General features: G+C 69.7%; 9 protein-coding genes. All 9 read left to right on the top strand.

The window, feature by feature from the left end; translation table 11 throughout:
• Window positions 1–142 precede the first annotated feature (142 nt).
• Window positions 143–1,495, top strand: coding sequence for an MdtA/MuxA family multidrug efflux RND transporter periplasmic adaptor subunit (locus ACFPMG_RS31835; RefSeq protein ID WP_376999760.1), 1,353 nt, complete (start codon window positions 143–145; stop codon window positions 1,493–1,495).
• 15 nt (window positions 1,496–1,510) lie between these two features.
• On the top strand, window positions 1,511–4,612 hold the full coding sequence (locus ACFPMG_RS31840) for an MdtB/MuxB family multidrug efflux RND transporter permease subunit (RefSeq protein ID WP_376999762.1): 3,102 nt from the start codon (window positions 1,511–1,513) through the stop codon (window positions 4,610–4,612).
• Window positions 4,609–7,884: an efflux RND transporter permease subunit gene (locus tag ACFPMG_RS31845; RefSeq protein WP_376999764.1), complete on the top strand. Its 3,276-nt coding sequence runs from the start codon at window positions 4,609–4,611 to the stop codon at window positions 7,882–7,884. Before ACFPMG_RS31840 ends, ACFPMG_RS31845 begins: the two co-directional genes overlap by 4 nt.
• Window positions 7,885–8,040: 156 nt before the next feature.
• The gene (locus tag ACFPMG_RS31850; RefSeq protein ID WP_376999766.1) at window positions 8,041–9,534 is read left to right on the top strand and encodes an efflux transporter outer membrane subunit; all 1,494 of its coding nucleotides are present in this window, start codon (window positions 8,041–8,043) and stop codon (window positions 9,532–9,534) included.
• 228 nt (window positions 9,535–9,762) lie between these two features.
• The gene (locus tag ACFPMG_RS31855) at window positions 9,763–11,436 is read left to right on the top strand and encodes an FAD-dependent oxidoreductase (RefSeq protein ID WP_376999768.1); all 1,674 of its coding nucleotides are present in this window, start codon (window positions 9,763–9,765) and stop codon (window positions 11,434–11,436) included.
• A 176-nt stretch (window positions 11,437–11,612) separates the two neighbouring features.
• Window positions 11,613–13,100: a PAS domain-containing sensor histidine kinase gene (locus tag ACFPMG_RS31860; RefSeq protein ID WP_376999770.1), complete on the top strand. Its 1,488-nt coding sequence runs from the start codon at window positions 11,613–11,615 to the stop codon at window positions 13,098–13,100.
• 34 nt (window positions 13,101–13,134) lie between these two features.
• Window positions 13,135–13,782 (top strand): response regulator transcription factor, encoded by a 648-nt coding sequence (locus ACFPMG_RS31865; RefSeq protein WP_376999772.1) that lies wholly within the window; start codon window positions 13,135–13,137, stop codon window positions 13,780–13,782.
• A gap of 158 nt (window positions 13,783–13,940) precedes the next feature.
• Window positions 13,941–14,315 carry a response regulator transcription factor gene (locus ACFPMG_RS31870; protein WP_114862073.1) on the top strand — a complete coding sequence of 125 codons (375 nt, stop codon included), beginning with the start codon at window positions 13,941–13,943 and terminating at the stop codon, window positions 14,313–14,315.
• 77 nt (window positions 14,316–14,392) lie between these two features.
• The gene (locus ACFPMG_RS31875; protein ID WP_376999774.1) at window positions 14,393–15,097 is read left to right on the top strand and encodes a nitroreductase; all 705 of its coding nucleotides are present in this window, start codon (window positions 14,393–14,395) and stop codon (window positions 15,095–15,097) included.
• Window positions 15,098–15,530 lie beyond the last annotated feature (433 nt).

The raw sequence follows: 15,530 nt of genomic DNA on the forward strand, positions 1-15,530 counted from the left end.
ACCGAGCGTTACAAATCTAATCCCTTCTGGACATATTTTGCGCGCGGCGCCGTGATAGCGTCCCGCCGGGATCGGGGCCGGGCCGCCGGCCGCCCTCCCGACGCGACTTTCCGGACGACGCCCGCAGGCGATGAAGGACCCGATGGATTTGGACACGCCCCTGAAACCCCCGCCCGTGCCCGGGCCGGACAGTCCCGCCACGGCAGCGCCGGAGGCCCGCCGGGACCGGACGGCTCCCGAGGCCCAGCGAACCGACGCGCCCAAGCGCCGCTCGATCCTGGGCCGGGTGCTGGCGTGGCTGGTGGTGCTGTCGCTGATCGGCGGCGGGGTGTGGTGGTTCGCCTTCCGCCCGGCGCCGGAGATGGCGGCGCGCGGCGGCCCCGGCGGCTTCCGGCCCGGCATGCCGACCGCCGCGCCGGTGGTCACCGCCACGGTGGAAAAGGGCGACATGCCGATCCGGCTGAACGGGCTGGGCACCGTCTCCTCGCTCGCCACCGTCACGGTGCGCCCGCAGGTCGGCGGCCAGCTCACCCAGGTGGCCTTCACCGAGGGGCAGGCCGTGCAGAAGGGCGACTTCCTGGCGGAGGTGGACCCGCGGCCCTTTCAGCTCGCCGTCGAGCAGGCCGAAGCCCAGCTGCTGCGCGATCAGGCTCTTCTGAAGAACGCCCGGCTGGACCTGGAGCGCTACCGCCTGCTGGTCAAGCAGGACTCCATTGCCAAGCAGCAGCGCGACACCCAGGAATCGCTGGTCCAGCAGTATGAGGGCACGGTGAAGGCCGATCAGGTGGCGGTGGAGAACGCCAAGCTGAACCTGTCCTACACCCGCATCACCGCGCCCGTCTCCGGCCGGGCCGGGCTGCGGCTGGTCGATCCCGGCAACTACGTCACCGCGGGCGAGGCCGGCGGCATCGTCGTCATCACCCAGGTGCAGCCGATCTCCGTCCTGTTCACCCTGCCGGAGGACAACATCCCGGCGATCATGGCGCGGCTGCGCGACGGGGCGCACTTGCCGGTCACCGCCTACGACCGGACGCGCGACCGCGTGCTGGCGACCGGCACCCTGACCACGGTGGACAACCAGATCGACGTGACCACCGGCACGGTCAAGCTGCGCGCCCAGTTCGACAACGCCGACCAGTCGCTGTTCCCCAACCAGTTCGTCAACGTCCAACTTCTGGTGGACACGCTGGCCGGCGTGCCGATGGTCCCGGTGGCGGCGGTGCAGCGCGGGGCGCCCGGCACCTACGTCTATGTGGTGAACGGCGCCGACAGCACCGCCTCGGTCCGGCCGGTGACGCTGGGATCCAGCGACGGGGCGAAGACCGTCATCACCCAGGGCGTGCAGCCCGGCGAGACGGTGGTGATCCAGGGCGCCGACCGGCTGCGCGAGGGCGCCAAGGTCGCGGCGACCGACGGCTCGGCCCAGCCGGCGACTCCGGCACCCTCCACTGAGGGGCCGCGCCCGCAGCGCCGTCCCCAGCGCAACGCGTCGTAACGCGCGCCTGTCGCCATGAACATCTCCCACCCCTTCGTCGTCCGCCCGGTCGCCACCTCGCTGCTGATGCTGGCGATCCTGCTGGTGGGGGCGGTGTCCTACCGCTTCCTGCCGCTGTCGGCGCTGCCGGCGGTGGAATACCCGACGATCCAGGTCCAGACCTTCTTTCCCGGCGCCAGCCCGGAGGTGATGACCTCGTCGGTCACCGCCCCGCTGGAACGCCAGCTCGGCCAGATGCCGGGGCTGGTCCAGATGTCCTCGGTCAGCGCCGCCGGGGCGTCGGTCATCACGCTCCAGTTCGGGCTGGAGCTGAGCATCGACATCGCGGAGCAGGAGGTCCAGGCGGCCATCAACGCCGCCGGGAACCTGCTGCCCTCCGACCTGCCCGCCCCGCCGGTCTACGCCAAGGTCAACCCGGCGGACGCGCCGATCCTGACGCTGGCCCTGACCTCCAAGACGCTGCCGCTGACCCAGGTGCAGGATCTCGCCGACAGCCGCTTCGCGCAGAAGCTGTCGCAGCTTCCCGGCGTCGGTCTGGTCAGCCTCAGCGGCGGCCACCGGCCGGCGGTGCGCATCCGCGCCAACGTCCAGGCGCTGGCCGCCTATGGGTTGAACATCGACGACCTGCGCAGCACCATCAACACGGCCAACGTCAACTCGCCCAAGGGCACCATCGACGGGCCGACCCGCAACTACACCATCAACGCCAACGACCAGCTCCGCCGGGCCGAGGAGTACAAGGACCTCGTCGTCGCCTACCGCAGCGGCGCCCCGGTGCGCCTGTCCGACGTGGCGGAGGTGGTGGACAGCGCCGAGAACACCCGGTTGGGCGCCTGGATGAACGACACGCCGGCCATCCTCCTGAACATCCAGCGCCAGCCCGGCGCCAACGTGATCGAGGTGGTGGACCGGGTGAAGGAGATGCTGCCCAACCTGACCGCCGCCCTGCCCGGCTCGGTCGACGTCGCCGTGCTGACCGACCGCACCGTGACCATCCGCGCCTCGGTCGAGGACGTGCAGATGGAGATGATGGTGGCCATGGGGCTGGTCGTCCTGGTCATCTTCCTGTTCCTGCGCAACATCCCGGCGACGATCATCCCCAGCCTGTCGGTGCCGCTGTCGCTGGTCGGCACCTTCGCGGTGATGTATCTGGCGGGCTTCAGCCTGAACAACCTGTCCTTGATGGCGCTGACCGTCGCGACCGGCTTCGTCGTCGACGACGCCATCGTGATGATCGAGAACATCGCCCGCCATGTCGAGCGCGGCGAGCCGCCGCTCCAGGCCGCGCTGAAGGGGTCGAAGCAGATCGGCTTCACCATCGTGTCGCTGACCGTCTCGCTGATCGCGGTGCTGATCCCGCTGCTGTTCATGGGCGACGTGGTCGGCCGGCTGTTCCGCGAGTTCGCCATCACGCTGGCCGTCACCATCCTGATCTCCGCCGTCGTCTCGCTGACGCTGGTGCCGATGCTCTGCGCCAAGCTGCTGCGCCACCGCGAGCCGCGCGAGATGTCCGCCATCGCACGGCGCAGCGAGGCGTGGTTCGACGCGGTGATCGCCGGCTACGCCCGCACGCTGCGCTGGGTGCTGGACCGCCAGGGGGCGACGCTGCTGGTCGCCGTGGGCACGCTGGCGCTGACGGTGGTGCTCTACACCGCCATCCCCAAGGGCTTCTTCCCGGCGCAGGACACCGGCCTGATCCAGGGCGTGACGGAGGCCACCCAGTCCGTCTCCTACGCCGCCATGGCGGAGCGGCAGCGGGCGCTGGCGGTGGAGGTGCTGAAGGACCCCGACGTGGTCAGCCTGTCCTCCTTCATCGGGGTGGACGGCACCAACACCACGATGAACAGCGGGCGTCTCCTCATCAACCTGAAGCCGAAGGAGCAGCGGACGGATCCTGTGGCCGACATCATCCGCCGCATCCGCCACAACACCGCCGCCGTCCCCGGAATCGAGCTGTTCATGCAGCCGGTGCAGGACCTGACCATCGACGCCACGGTCAGCCGCACCCAGTACCAGTTCGTGCTTGAGGACGCGAATCCCGAGGAGCTGCGCGTCTGGGCGCCGAGGCTGATCGACCGGCTGGCCGCGGTTCCGGAGATCACCGACGTCACCAGCAACCTTCAGGAGAAGGGCCTGTCGGCCGCCATCACCATCGACCGCGACACCGCCGCGCGCTACGGCGTCACCACGGCGGCCATCGACAACGCGCTGTACGACTCCTTCGGCCAGCGCATCGTCTCCACCATCTTCACCCAGGCCAACCAGTTCCGCGTGATCCTGGAGGCCGATCCCGACCGCATGACGGTGGACCAGCTGTTGACCTCCATCCATTTGCCCTCGGCGGGCGGCGGGCAGGTGCCGCTGGCCGCCTTCGCGCGGATGGAGGTGCGCAACGCGCCGCTCCAGATCAACCATTTCGGGCAGTTTCCGGCGGTCACCGTCTCCTTCAACCTGGCGCCGGGGGTGTCGCTGGGCGCCGCGGTCAAGGCCATCGAAGCGGCGGAGCAGGAACTCGGCCTGCCGGCCAGCGTGCTGACCCGCTTCCAGGGCGCGGCCCTGGCCTTCCAGGCGTCGCTGGGCAACCAGCTTCTGCTGATCCTGGCCGCCATCGTCACGATGTACATCGTGCTGGGCGTCCTCTACGAGAGCTACATCCACCCGATCACGATCCTCTCCACCCTGCCCTCGGCGGGAGTCGGGGCGCTGATCGCGCTGATGCTGGCCGGGCACGACCTGGACATCATCGCCATCATCGGCATCATCCTGCTGATCGGCATCGTGAAGAAGAACGCGATCATGATGATCGACTTCGCTCTCGACGCCGAGCGGGAGGAGGGCAAGCCGCCGCGCGAGGCCATCTATCAGGCCTGCCTGCTGCGCTTCCGCCCGATCCTGATGACGACCATGGCGGCGCTGCTCGGCGCCCTGCCGCTGATGCTCGGCACCGGCACGGGGTCGGAGCTGCGCCAGCCGATGGGCGTGTCCATCGTCGGCGGGCTGATCCTCAGCCAGCTTCTGACCCTCTACACCACGCCGGTGATCTATCTGGCCTTCGACCGGCTGGCCGCACGCCTGCGCGGGCGTCCCGACGGGCAGACGGAAGGGGCCGCGCGATGAGCTGGGCCGCCAACCTGTCGGCGCCCTTCATCCGGCGGCCGGTGGCGACGACCCTGCTGACGCTCGGGCTGGCGCTGGCCGGCGCGCTGGGCTTCGTCGGGCTGCCGGTGTCGCCGCTGCCGCAGGTGGACTTCCCGACCATCTCGGTCACCGCCTCGATGCCCGGCGCCAGCCCGGAGACGATGGCGGCCAGCGTCGCGACTCCGCTGGAGCGGCATCTGGCGCAGATCGCCGACGTGACGGAGATGACCTCCTCCAGTTCCGCCGGCTCGACGCGCATCACGCTGCAGTTCGGGCTGAACCGCGACATCGACGGCGCGGGGCGTGAGGTGCAGGCGGCCATCAACGCCGCCCGCGCCGACCTGCCGTCCAGCCTGCGCAGCAACCCGACCTACCGCAAGGTCAACCCCGCCGACGCCCCGATCCTGATCCTGACCATGACCTCGGCGACGCTCAGCCAGGGGCAGCTCTACGATTCCGCGGCGACCGTGCTCCAGCAGAAGCTGTCGCAGGTCGAGGGCATCGGGCAGGTCAGCATCGGCGGCAGCTCGCTCCCCGCCGTGCGGGTGGAGCTGAACCCGCGCGCCCTGTTCCAGTACGGCATCGGGCTGGAGGACGTGCGCGCCGCCATCGCGTCCGCCAACGCCAACGCCCCCAAGGGCGCCGTCGAGGACGGGGAGCTGCGCTTCCAGATCTACACCAACGATCAGGCCCGCAAGGCGGAGGAATACCGCTCCCTGGTCATCGCCTACCGCAACGGGGCGGCGGTGCGCCTGTCCGACGTGGCCGAGGTGTCGGACAGCGTGGAGGACCTGCGCAACGCCGGCATCACCAACGGCAAGCCGTCGGTCCTGCTGATGCTGAACCGCCAGCCGGCGGCCAACATCATCGAGACGGTGGACCGGGTGAAGGCCATGCTGCCGGAGCTTCGCGCCTCCATCCCCGCCGACATCGACCTGTCGGTCTCCAGCGACCGCACCACGACCATCCGCGCCTCGCTGGCCGAGGTGGAGCACACGTTGATCATCGCCGTCGGGCTGGTGGTGATGGTGGTGTTCCTGTTCCTGCGCAACGCGCGGGCGGCGCTGATCCCCAGCGTGGTGGTGCCGGTGTCGCTGGTCGCCACCTTCGGCGCCATGTATCTGCTCGGCTACAGCCTGAACAACCTGTCGCTGATGGCGCTGACCATCGCCACCGGCTTCGTCGTCGACGACGCCATCGTCGTTCTGGAGAACATCGCCCGCCACATCGAGAACGGCATGTCCCGCACCCAGGCGGCGCTGCGCGGCGCGCGGGAGGTCGGCTTCACCGTCCTGTCGATGAGCGTGTCGCTGGTCGCCGTCTTCATCCCGATCCTGCTGATGGGCGGCATCGTCGGGCGGCTGTTCCGCGAATTCGCCCTGACCCTGTCCATCGCCATCCTGGTCTCGATGGTCATCAGCCTGACCACCACCCCGATGATGTGCGCCATCCTGCTGCGCGAGCCGCGCAAGGCGAAGGAGCCGGGCCGCGCCGTGGCCGCCCTGCGCCGGGTCGGGGCGCGGATCGGCGCCCAAATCGGTGGCGGCACGCTGCGCCTCTACGACCGGACGCTGACGGCGGCGCTCGACAACAGCCTGCTGACCATGGTGGTTTTCGCGGCGACCGTGGCGCTCAGCGTCCACCTCTTCACGATCATCCCCAAGGGCTTCTTCCCGCAGCAGGACACCGGCCGGCTGATCGGCTTCGTCGTGGCGGACCAGAGCACCTCCTTCACGCTGATGAAGGAGAAGATGGAGCGCTTCGTGGCGCTGGTGCAGGCCGACCCGGCGGTGGACACGGTGGTCGGCTACACCGGCGGCAGCCGGACCAACAGCGGCTTCATGGCCGTGTCGCTGAAGCCGCTGGCGCAGCGCGACGTTACCGCCGACGCGGTGATCGCCCGGCTGCGCACCCAGCTCACCCAGGTTCCCGGCGCCAACCTGTACCTGTCGGTCATGCAGGATTTGCGGGCGGGGGCGCGGCAGGCCAACGCCAACTACCAGTTCACGCTGCAGGGCGACACGCTGGACGAGCTGCAGACCTGGGCGCCCCGCCTGACCCAGGCGCTTCAGCAGGTGCCGGAGCTGACGGAGGTGAACTCCGACCAGCAGCAGCGCGGGCTGGCGCTTGAAGTGACGGTGGACCGCGACGCCGCGGCGCGGCTGGGCCTGTCCTTCAACCAGATCAACAACACGCTCTACGACGCCTTCGGCCAGCGCTCCGCCTCGACCATCTACAACCCGCTGAACCAGTACCGCGTCATCATGGAGGTCGCCCCCCGGTACCGCGAGGACCCGGAGATGATGAAGGACATCCTCATCAGCAAATCCGGCGGCGCGGTCAGCGGGACGCAGGCGACGAGCGCCATCGCCGGAGCCGCGACGGCCGACACCGAGGCCGCGCGCAACCAGCGCATCAACCAGATCGCCGCCACCGGCCGCACCGCCGCCTCCACCGGGTCGGCGCTCAGCACGGGGGTGGAGACGATGGTGCCGCTCTCGGCCATCGCCCGCGTCGCGCTGGAGAACACGCCGCTGTCGGTGAACCACCAGGGACCGTTCGTCGCCACCACCCTCTCCTTCAACCTCGCCCCCGGAGTCTCGCTGGGCGAGGGGCTGGCCGTCATCCGCCACACCATGGATAAGATCGGCGTGCCGACGACCATCCAGGGCAGCTTCCAGGGCACCGCGCGGGTGTTCCAGCAATCGATCGGCGACCAGCCGGTGCTGATCCTGGCGGCGCTGCTGGCCGTCTACATCGTGCTGGGCGTGCTCTACGAGAGCTACATCCACCCGCTGACCATCCTCTCCACCCTGCCCTCCGCCGGGGTGGGGGCGCTGGTCGCGCTGATGGCGCTGGACAAGGAGCTGAGCATCATCGCCCTGATCGGGGTGATCCTGCTGATCGGCATCGTCAAGAAGAACGCGATCATGATGATCGACGTGGCGCTGGAGGCGGAACGGAGCGAGGGGCTGGACCCGCGCACCGCGATCCACCGCGCCTGCCTGCTGCGCTTCCGCCCGATCATGATGACCACGGTTGCCGCCCTGCTGGGCGCCCTGCCGCTGGCGCTGGGCTCCGGCGACGGGGCGGAGCTGCGCCAGCCGCTGGGCATCGCCATCGTCGGCGGTCTGGTGGTCAGCCAGATGCTGACTCTCTACACGACTCCGGTCACCTACCTGTACCTCGACCGCTTCCGGCTGTGGTGCCGGCGGCGCTGGCGGCGCCCCGAGGCGGGGGTCACGGCATGATGGACGCCATCGTAGCCCTCTCCCCTCCGGGGAGAGGGTGGCCCGCAGGGCCGGTGAGGGGGTTGCGCATCGCGAAACGTCCGGCAATGGCGCAACCCCCTCACCCTCCCCTCTCCCCAGAGGGGAGAGGGAAATTGACGTGCGGATGGACCTGACATGACGACGATCTTCGGGCGGCGCGCCCGTCTCCTGGGCACGGCGATCGGCACCCTCACCCTGCTGTCGGCCTGCGCGGTGGGACCCGATTACGAGCGGCCCTCCGCCGCCGTGCCGTCCGCCTACAAGGAGGCCGGCATTACCCCCGTGGCCTTCGTTCCCCCGGTCCCGAGCGACGACGGCTGGCGCCCTGCCGCCCCCGGACTGGCGGAGGCCGGTCCCTGGTGGACGGTCTTCAACGATCCGGTGCTGGACGGGCTGATGCGCCGGGTGGAGGTCGACAACCAGAGCCTGAAGGCGGCGGAGGCCGCTTACCGGCAGGCCAAGGCGCTGTCGGACCAAGCCCGCTCCTCCTTCTTCCCCATCCTGTCGGTCAGTGGCGGCGCCGACCGGGTGGGACGCGTCGGGTCGGGCGACCGCAGCACTTCCGGCGCCAGCTCCGGCACCGGCATCAGCCGCAGCGGAACCCCGGTGACCACCTACGACGCCGGGCTGGGGGCGAGCTGGGCGCCGGACCTCTGGGGCCGCATCCGCCGGTCGGTGGAAAGCAACGACGCCAACCTCCAGGCCAGTGCCGCCGACCTCGCCGCCGCCCGCCTGTCGGCGCAGGCGCAGCTGGCCACCGCCTACGTCCAGTTCCGTGTGGCGGACGAGCGCAAGGCGCTGCTGGAGCGGGCCATCGCCGCCTACCGCCAGTCGCTGGAGATCGCCCGCAACCGCCACGCCGTGGGCACCGCGACGCTGGCCGACGTCTTCACCGCGGAGACGCAGGTCCGCTCCACCGAGTCGCAGCTCGTGGCGCTGGGGGTGCAGCGCGCCCAGTTCGAGCATGCCATGGCGGTTCTGATCGGGCAGGCGCCCGCCGCCTTCGCGCTGGCCCCGGCGCCGCTGACCGCTGCGGTCCCGGCGATCCCGCCCGGCGTGCCCTCCGCCCTTCTGGAGCGCCGCCCGGACATCGCGGCGGCGGAACGGCAGATGGCCCAGGCCAACGCCCAGATCGGCATCGCGGAGTCGGCTTGGTACCCGGACGTGGTGCTGTCCGGCTCCCTCACCAACAGCGCGACGATCCTGCCACAGCTGCTCCAGGCGCCGACGGCGCTGTGGGCGGTCGGGGCGCAGGTCGCCCAGACCCTGTTCGACGGCGGCACGCGGACGGCCGAGGTGGAGCTGCGCCGCGCCGTCTTCGACCAGAGCGTGGCGCAGTACCGCCAGACCGTGCTGACCGCCTTCCAGGAGGTCGAGGACCAGCTTGCCGCCCAGCGCATCCTGGCCCAGCAGGCCGCCGTGCAGGACGACGCCGTGCGGCTGGCGCGCGAGGCGGAGCGGCTGACCCTGAACCAGTACCGGGCCGGCACCCTGCCCTACAGCAGCGTCCTGACCGCCCAGACCGCCGCCCTGTCGGACGAGGAAAGCGCCCTGTCGGTGCGGCAGAGCCGCCTGCTGGCCGCGGTGTCGCTGCTCCAGGCGTTGGGGGGCACTCCGCCGAATTTTTAATCCGGAGAAAGACCGGGCTACCCCTTTGGACTCCGCATCGGAAGTGGTGCGGGGAGGTGGCAGCCAGTCCTTTGAAAAAATGGATAAAACCCGCGCAATCGCTGGCGACGGGAGCGGCGCCGGGGCTATCCCACTGGACGGGCTAGCCCGCAATTTCAGTAACGGCACCAGGAACTTGAGATTTATCTGAGTCCCGTGCGTTCAACCCCAAAGAAAAGCAGGCGCAGCATGATCCTCGATGCTCGCTCGGTGCCTTCGGGCACCAACCTTGACGCGGACCTCTGCATCGTCGGCGCTGGTGCCGCCGGGCTCGCCATAGCCCGTGCGCTGGCCGGGTCGCGCTGGAAGATCGTCCTTCTGGAAAGCGGCGGGCTCGACCCCGACGGCCACACCCAGTCGCTCTACGCCGGCGAGAATCTCGGCCTGCCCTACGAGCGCCTGTCGACCGCGCGCAGCCGCTATTTCGGCGGCAGCACCAACTGCTGGGGCGGCTTCTGCCGGCCCTTCGAGCCGATCGACATGGAGGCACGGCCCTGGGTGCCGAACAGCGGCTGGCCCTTCGGGCCGGAGATGCTGGCCCCCTACTACGCCCGCGCCCACAGCCACCTGAACCTGCCGTCGCGCATCTACGACAACGGCCATTGGGAGAAGACCCTGGCGCCGGACGGGATCGAGTTCCTGCCGGTGGAGGGCGGCGCGCTGGAGAACCGGATCGCCCAGATCAGCGACCAGCCGCGCGTCGGCGTGACCTCCGTCGACGAGATCGTCCAGGCCGCGAACATCGCCTGCTACCTGAACGCCAACGTCACCGAATTCGAGACCAACGACACCGCCACGGTGGTCGAGCGCGTGCGCTGCGCCGCGCTCAGCGGTGCCCGCTTCACGGTCACCGCGCGCCAGTTCGTCCTGTGCTGCGGCGGCATCGAGAACGCCCGCCTGCTGCTGCTGTCCAACCGGGTGCAGAGCGCCGGGCTGGGCAACGGCCACGATCTGGTCGGCCGCTACTTCACCGACCACCCGCGCATCAAGGCCGGCTCGCTCCGCCTGACCGACCAAGCGCGGCACCGCCGCCTCTACGACATGACGCTGACGCTGTCGCGCCGCCGGCTGAACGCCAAGCACCTTCCCGTCTCCGCCTCCCTGTCGCCGACGGTGGAGACGCAACGCCGGCTGGGGCTGATGAACTCGCGCAGCTATCTGGTGGCGCAGTACCACGGCGAGGCGACCGCCGGGGTGCGCGCGCTGCACGACCTGCGCATGCTGATGTCCGACCGCCGCAAGTTCGGCCACGCCGAGGGTGACCTGCGCGCGCTGCTGCGCGAGGCGGTTCCGCAGATCGCGCTGCATCTGCCGAACCTCGCCTACGCGCTGTTCGACAATGTGGTGAACCCGGCCTGGGTGGCCCGCAGCTTCCTGCTGGAAACCATCGTCGAGCCGGTGCCCAACCCCGACAGCCGCGTGACCCTGGCGACGGAGCGCGACGCCCTGGGCCTCAACCGGGCCGACACGGTGTGGCGCCTGACCGAGCAGGACCGCGACAACTTCCTGCGCACCAACGAGCTGGTGCGGACGGAGCTGACCCGCAACGGCCTGATCACGGTGACCGAGCCCGATCCGCAGGAGGCCGCCGAGCGCGCCTGGGCGGAGCGCATTTCCTGGTGCTGGCACCATATGGGCACCACCCGCATGCACGACGACCCGAAGCAGGGCGTGGTCGACGCGCGCTGCAAGGTGCACGGGATGCACAACCTCTACATCGGCGGCAGCTCGGTCTTCCCCAGCATGGGTTGCGACCACCCGACCATCAACCTCGTGGCGCTGGCCTTCCGCCTCGCCGAGGAGGTGTCGGCCCAGCTTCAGCACGACCGCGCGGTCACGTTGGAGGGCCAGCAGGCGGCGTGAACCGCCGGTCCGGCACGGGCGGGAAGCATGTTCCCGCCCCCAACCCCCTATCCCGGCCCCAATCCCGGTTGACCGAGAAATCAACTCAACTACTCTTGGGTCAAGAAGGGTCCAAGGGACAAAGGACGTTGGGGACGGGGATGGCGGACGATATCGGGACGGGAAATCCGGACCTCATGCTGCGCTTTCAGGCCATGCTGGACACGGTGCCGGACGGGATCGTCATCATCGATGCCGAAGGGCGCATCCAGACCTTCAACCCGGCCTGCGAGCGGCTGTTCGGCTGGACGGCGGCAGAGGTCATCGGCCACAACGTCAAGATGCTGATGCCGCCGCCCTACCGGGAGGAGCATGACGGCTATCTGGAGCGCTACCACCGGACCGGGGAGCGCCGGATCATCGGAATCGGGCGGGAGGTCACCGGCCTGCGCCGCGACGGCACCACCTTCCCGATGGAGCTGTCGGTCGGCGAGGCCTACCGGGAGGCCGGCGGTGGAGTCTACATCGGCATCATCCGCGACATCAGCGAGCGCAAGCGGGCCGAAACCGCCCTGCGGGAACGCGAGGCCCGCCTTACCTCCATCCTGGAGACCGTGCCCGAAGCGATCATCGTCATCAGCGAGCGCGGCCTGATCGAGTCCTTCAGCCCGGCGGCGGAGCGGCTGTTCGGCTACAGCGCCGCCGAGGTGTCGGGACGGAACGTCAGCATGCTCATGCCCTCCCCCTACCGGGAGCAGCACGACCGCTACATGGACCATTACCTGACGACCGGGGAGCGCCGTATCATCGGCATCGGGCGGGTCGTCTCCGGCCTGCGCCGCGACGGCTCGGTCTTTCCCATGGAACTGGCGGTGGGCGAGGTGCAGTTGGCCGGGCACCGCTGCTTCACCGGCTTCATCCGCGACCTGACCGAGCGGCAGGCCACCGAGAAGCGCCTGCAGGAGCTTCAGGCCGAGCTTCTGCACGTCAGCCGGGTCAGCGCCATGGGGCAGATGGCCTCCACCCTGGCGCACGAGCTGAACCAGCCGCTGACCGCCGTCATCAACTACGCCAAGGCGGTGAAGCGCCTGCTCGACCGCCCGGACGGGGCGGACAAGGCGCGGGAAACGATGGACAAGGCCACCGCCCAAGCCGCCCGCGCCGGCCAGATCATCCGCCGCCTGCGCAACTTCATCGAGAAGGGCCAGACCGAGCACACGGCGGAAAGCATCGGCAAGGTCGTCGAGGAGGCCAGCGCCCTCGCCCTGGTCGGCGCCAAGGAGCGCGGCGTCCATGTCCGGCTGGAGATGAGCGGCGACGAGCGGCCGGTGCTGATCGACAAGATCCAGATCCAGCAGGTCGTCCTCAACCTCGTCCGCAACGCCATCGAGGCGATGGCCGAGTCGGAGATTCGGGAATTGACGGTCGCTACCGGCCCCGACCCGGACTCGGCGGCGCTGATGCGCGTCACCGTCCGCGACACCGGCCCCGGCCTGAACGAGACCGTCCTGGCCCAGCTTTTCCAGCCCTTCGTCACCACCAAGGAGAAGGGGATGGGACTCGGCCTGTCGATCTGCCGGTCGATCATCGAGGCCCATGGCGGCCGCCTGTGGTTGGAACCGGGGGACGGAGGGGCCACCTTTGCCTTCACCGTGCCGGTTGCCGGAGAGGATGATGCGCCCTGAGTCCCCATTGCCGCCCGAATTATCGCCGTCGGATATGACGGTCTTCGTCCTGGACGACGACGAGGCGGTGCGTGACTCCGTCGTGATCCTGCTGGAATGCGAGGGCTTCCGGGTCGAGAGCTTCGCGTCCCCCCTCGCCTTCCTGGAATCGGACGCGCCGTCGCGCCCCGGCTGCCTGTTGGTCGATGTGCGGATGCCGCAGATGAGCGGGCTTGACGTGCAGGAGCGGCTGGTCCAGGAGGGGCGCGGCCTGCCGGTGATCGTCATGACCGGCCACGCCGACGTGCCCCTGGCGGTGCGGGCCATGAAGGCCGGCGCCATCGACTTCGTGGAGAAGCCCTTCGACGAGCAGGCCCTGATCGGCAGCGTGAAGGCCGCCCTGGCCCGCGCCGTTCCGCCCGCGGCAGCGCCGGCCGCCCAGGCGCCGGCCCCCGCCCCGGCCGCCCCCGCCGTGTCTCCGGAGGTGCTGGAGCGGCTGTCCAGCCTGACGCCGCGGGAACGCGACGTGCTGCAATGGCTGGTCGAGGGCAAGTCGAACAAGGTCATCGCCTTCGAGCTGTCCATCAGCCCGCGCACCGTGGAAATCCACCGCGCCCGCGTGATGGAGAAGATGCGCGCCGACAGCCTGCCGTCGCTGGTCCGCATGGCCCTGTCCGCCGGAATCACCCCCAAAGGGGAGTGAGTCCGGCCGCCGGGCGGCGCCGGCGGCGACTGATCCACATCAAAACCACGCCCGATAAGGGGAACTCCGTATTCCGGCACCGCCGGTCGGCTTCTATCTTCCCTGTAACGCCCCACGACGGGCGTCATTCCGCGTGATTTCCGATGCTGGAGGCAGTCTTGGCCGAACCGGGCGATAGCATCGTCTACATCGTCGACGACGACGAGCCGGTGCGGGACTCGATGAAGGCGCTGCTCGAAGCCTGTGCCTTCGAGGTGCGCGACTACGCGTCGTGCCAGAGTTTCATGGACCAGTACAACGGCAAGCCGTCGGGCTGCCTCGTTCTCGACCTGCATCTGCCGGTGATGAGCGGGCTGGAGTTCATCGAGCGCTTCGGCGCGACCCTGCACGGCCTGCCCGTCATCATGGTGTCGGGGCGCGGCGATCCCGCGACCTTCGCCCGCGCGCGGGAAGCCGGCGTGACCGCCTTCCTGGAAAAGCCGTTCGAGGAGGACCAGCTCCTTGACGCGGTGCAGCGCCTGCTGCCAGCCTGACCGTCCTTCTCGGTCCTGAGAGGGCCGCCGTTCCCCGGACAGGGTTCGTGAGACACCGTCCGCAGCGGAGCGCGCCCATGGCGTCCGAAGACCCCACCCCCCGCCCTCTGTCGGCCCTGGAGGCCGTGCGCAGCCGCCGCAGCGTCCGCGCCTTCACCGCCGAGCCGGTGCCGCGCGCCGTGGTGGAGGAGATCCTCGCAGCCGCCAGCCGGGCGCCCAGCGGGTCGAACATCCAGCCCTGGAAGGTCCACGCGGTGGCCGGTGCTGCGCGCGAGGCGCTGTCGGCGGAGCTGCGCGCCGCCCATTTCGACCCAGTGGATGACCAAGCCGGGGCGGAATACACCTATTACCCGACCCAGTGGTTCGAGCCCTATCTGGGGCGGCGCCGGAAGATCGGCTGGGACCTCTACGGCCTGCTCGGCATCGCCAAGGGCGACCGGGAGGCGATGGCGCAGCAGCACGCCCGCAACTACGATTTCTTCGGCGCCCCGGTCGGGCTGTTCTTCACCATGGACCGGCGGATGGAGCAGGGAAGCTGGCTCGACGTCGGCATGTTCATGGAGAATGTGATGGTGGCGGCGCGGGGATTCGGGCTGGACACCTGCCCGCAGGCCGCCTTCATCACGTACCACCGCATCGTCCGCCGCCATCTCGCCATCCCGGACAGTGACATCCTGCTGAGCGGCATGGCGCTGGGCCACGCCGACCCCGACGCGCCGGTAAACCGCCTGGAAACCGAGCGCGCCCCGGTCGCCGACTTCACCAGCTTCCACGGGTTTTGACGGCTCTTCCCAATTCCGGAGGGGAGAAGGGTGCCAGGGGCACGGCCCCTTGTGTGACGGCGCCGGTCCATCTTGACGCCCGGACGGGTTGGCGCTCACCGCAGACCAATGCCGAACACACCGAACCGGCGGCGCGGAAGGGCCATAGGCGAAGCCGCCTAGAGGGCGGAGACGCACCCGCGCCCGCCCTGAGGCAGAGTTCCCCCGGTTCAGCTCTCGCTTTTGGAGCAGTCTTGAACGTCTGAACCTGACCAGAAGCGGACTGGCACTTTGCGGAAGATGAGCAGAGTCGCCCGCCCTGGAGCCACCGCGACCCGATGTCGCACTCTTCCATCTAGAAAGAAACTTGGCTGAGACGGTCATGCTGCCAGAGGTGTGATCTGGACGGCATAGCCGAGGTTTTGCAGGCGGGCGAGGAGGCGGTTGGTCTGGG

This window comes from Azospirillum himalayense, from assembly GCF_042657465.1.
Classification (GTDB): Bacteria; Pseudomonadota; Alphaproteobacteria; order Azospirillales; family Azospirillaceae; genus Azospirillum; species Azospirillum himalayense.

What these genes read in the sequence shown, in the direction of transcription:
- ACFPMG_RS31835 (WP_376999760.1), top strand. Translation starts at nt 143, where the DNA reads ATGGATTTGGACACGCCCCTGAAACCCCCGCCCGTGCCCGGGCCGGAC.
- ACFPMG_RS31860 (WP_376999770.1), top strand. Translation starts at nt 11,613, where the DNA reads ATGCTGCGCTTTCAGGCCATGCTGGACACGGTGCCGGACGGGATCGTC.
- ACFPMG_RS31840 (WP_376999762.1), top strand. Translation starts at nt 1,511, where the DNA reads ATGAACATCTCCCACCCCTTCGTCGTCCGCCCGGTCGCCACCTCGCTG.
- ACFPMG_RS31865 (WP_376999772.1), top strand. Translation starts at nt 13,135, where the DNA reads ATGACGGTCTTCGTCCTGGACGACGACGAGGCGGTGCGTGACTCCGTC.
- ACFPMG_RS31855 (WP_376999768.1), top strand. Translation starts at nt 9,763, where the DNA reads ATGATCCTCGATGCTCGCTCGGTGCCTTCGGGCACCAACCTTGACGCG.
- ACFPMG_RS31845 (WP_376999764.1), top strand. Translation starts at nt 4,609, where the DNA reads ATGAGCTGGGCCGCCAACCTGTCGGCGCCCTTCATCCGGCGGCCGGTG.
- ACFPMG_RS31850 (WP_376999766.1), top strand. Translation starts at nt 8,041, where the DNA reads ATGACGACGATCTTCGGGCGGCGCGCCCGTCTCCTGGGCACGGCGATC.
- ACFPMG_RS31875 (WP_376999774.1), top strand. Translation starts at nt 14,393, where the DNA reads ATGGCGTCCGAAGACCCCACCCCCCGCCCTCTGTCGGCCCTGGAGGCC.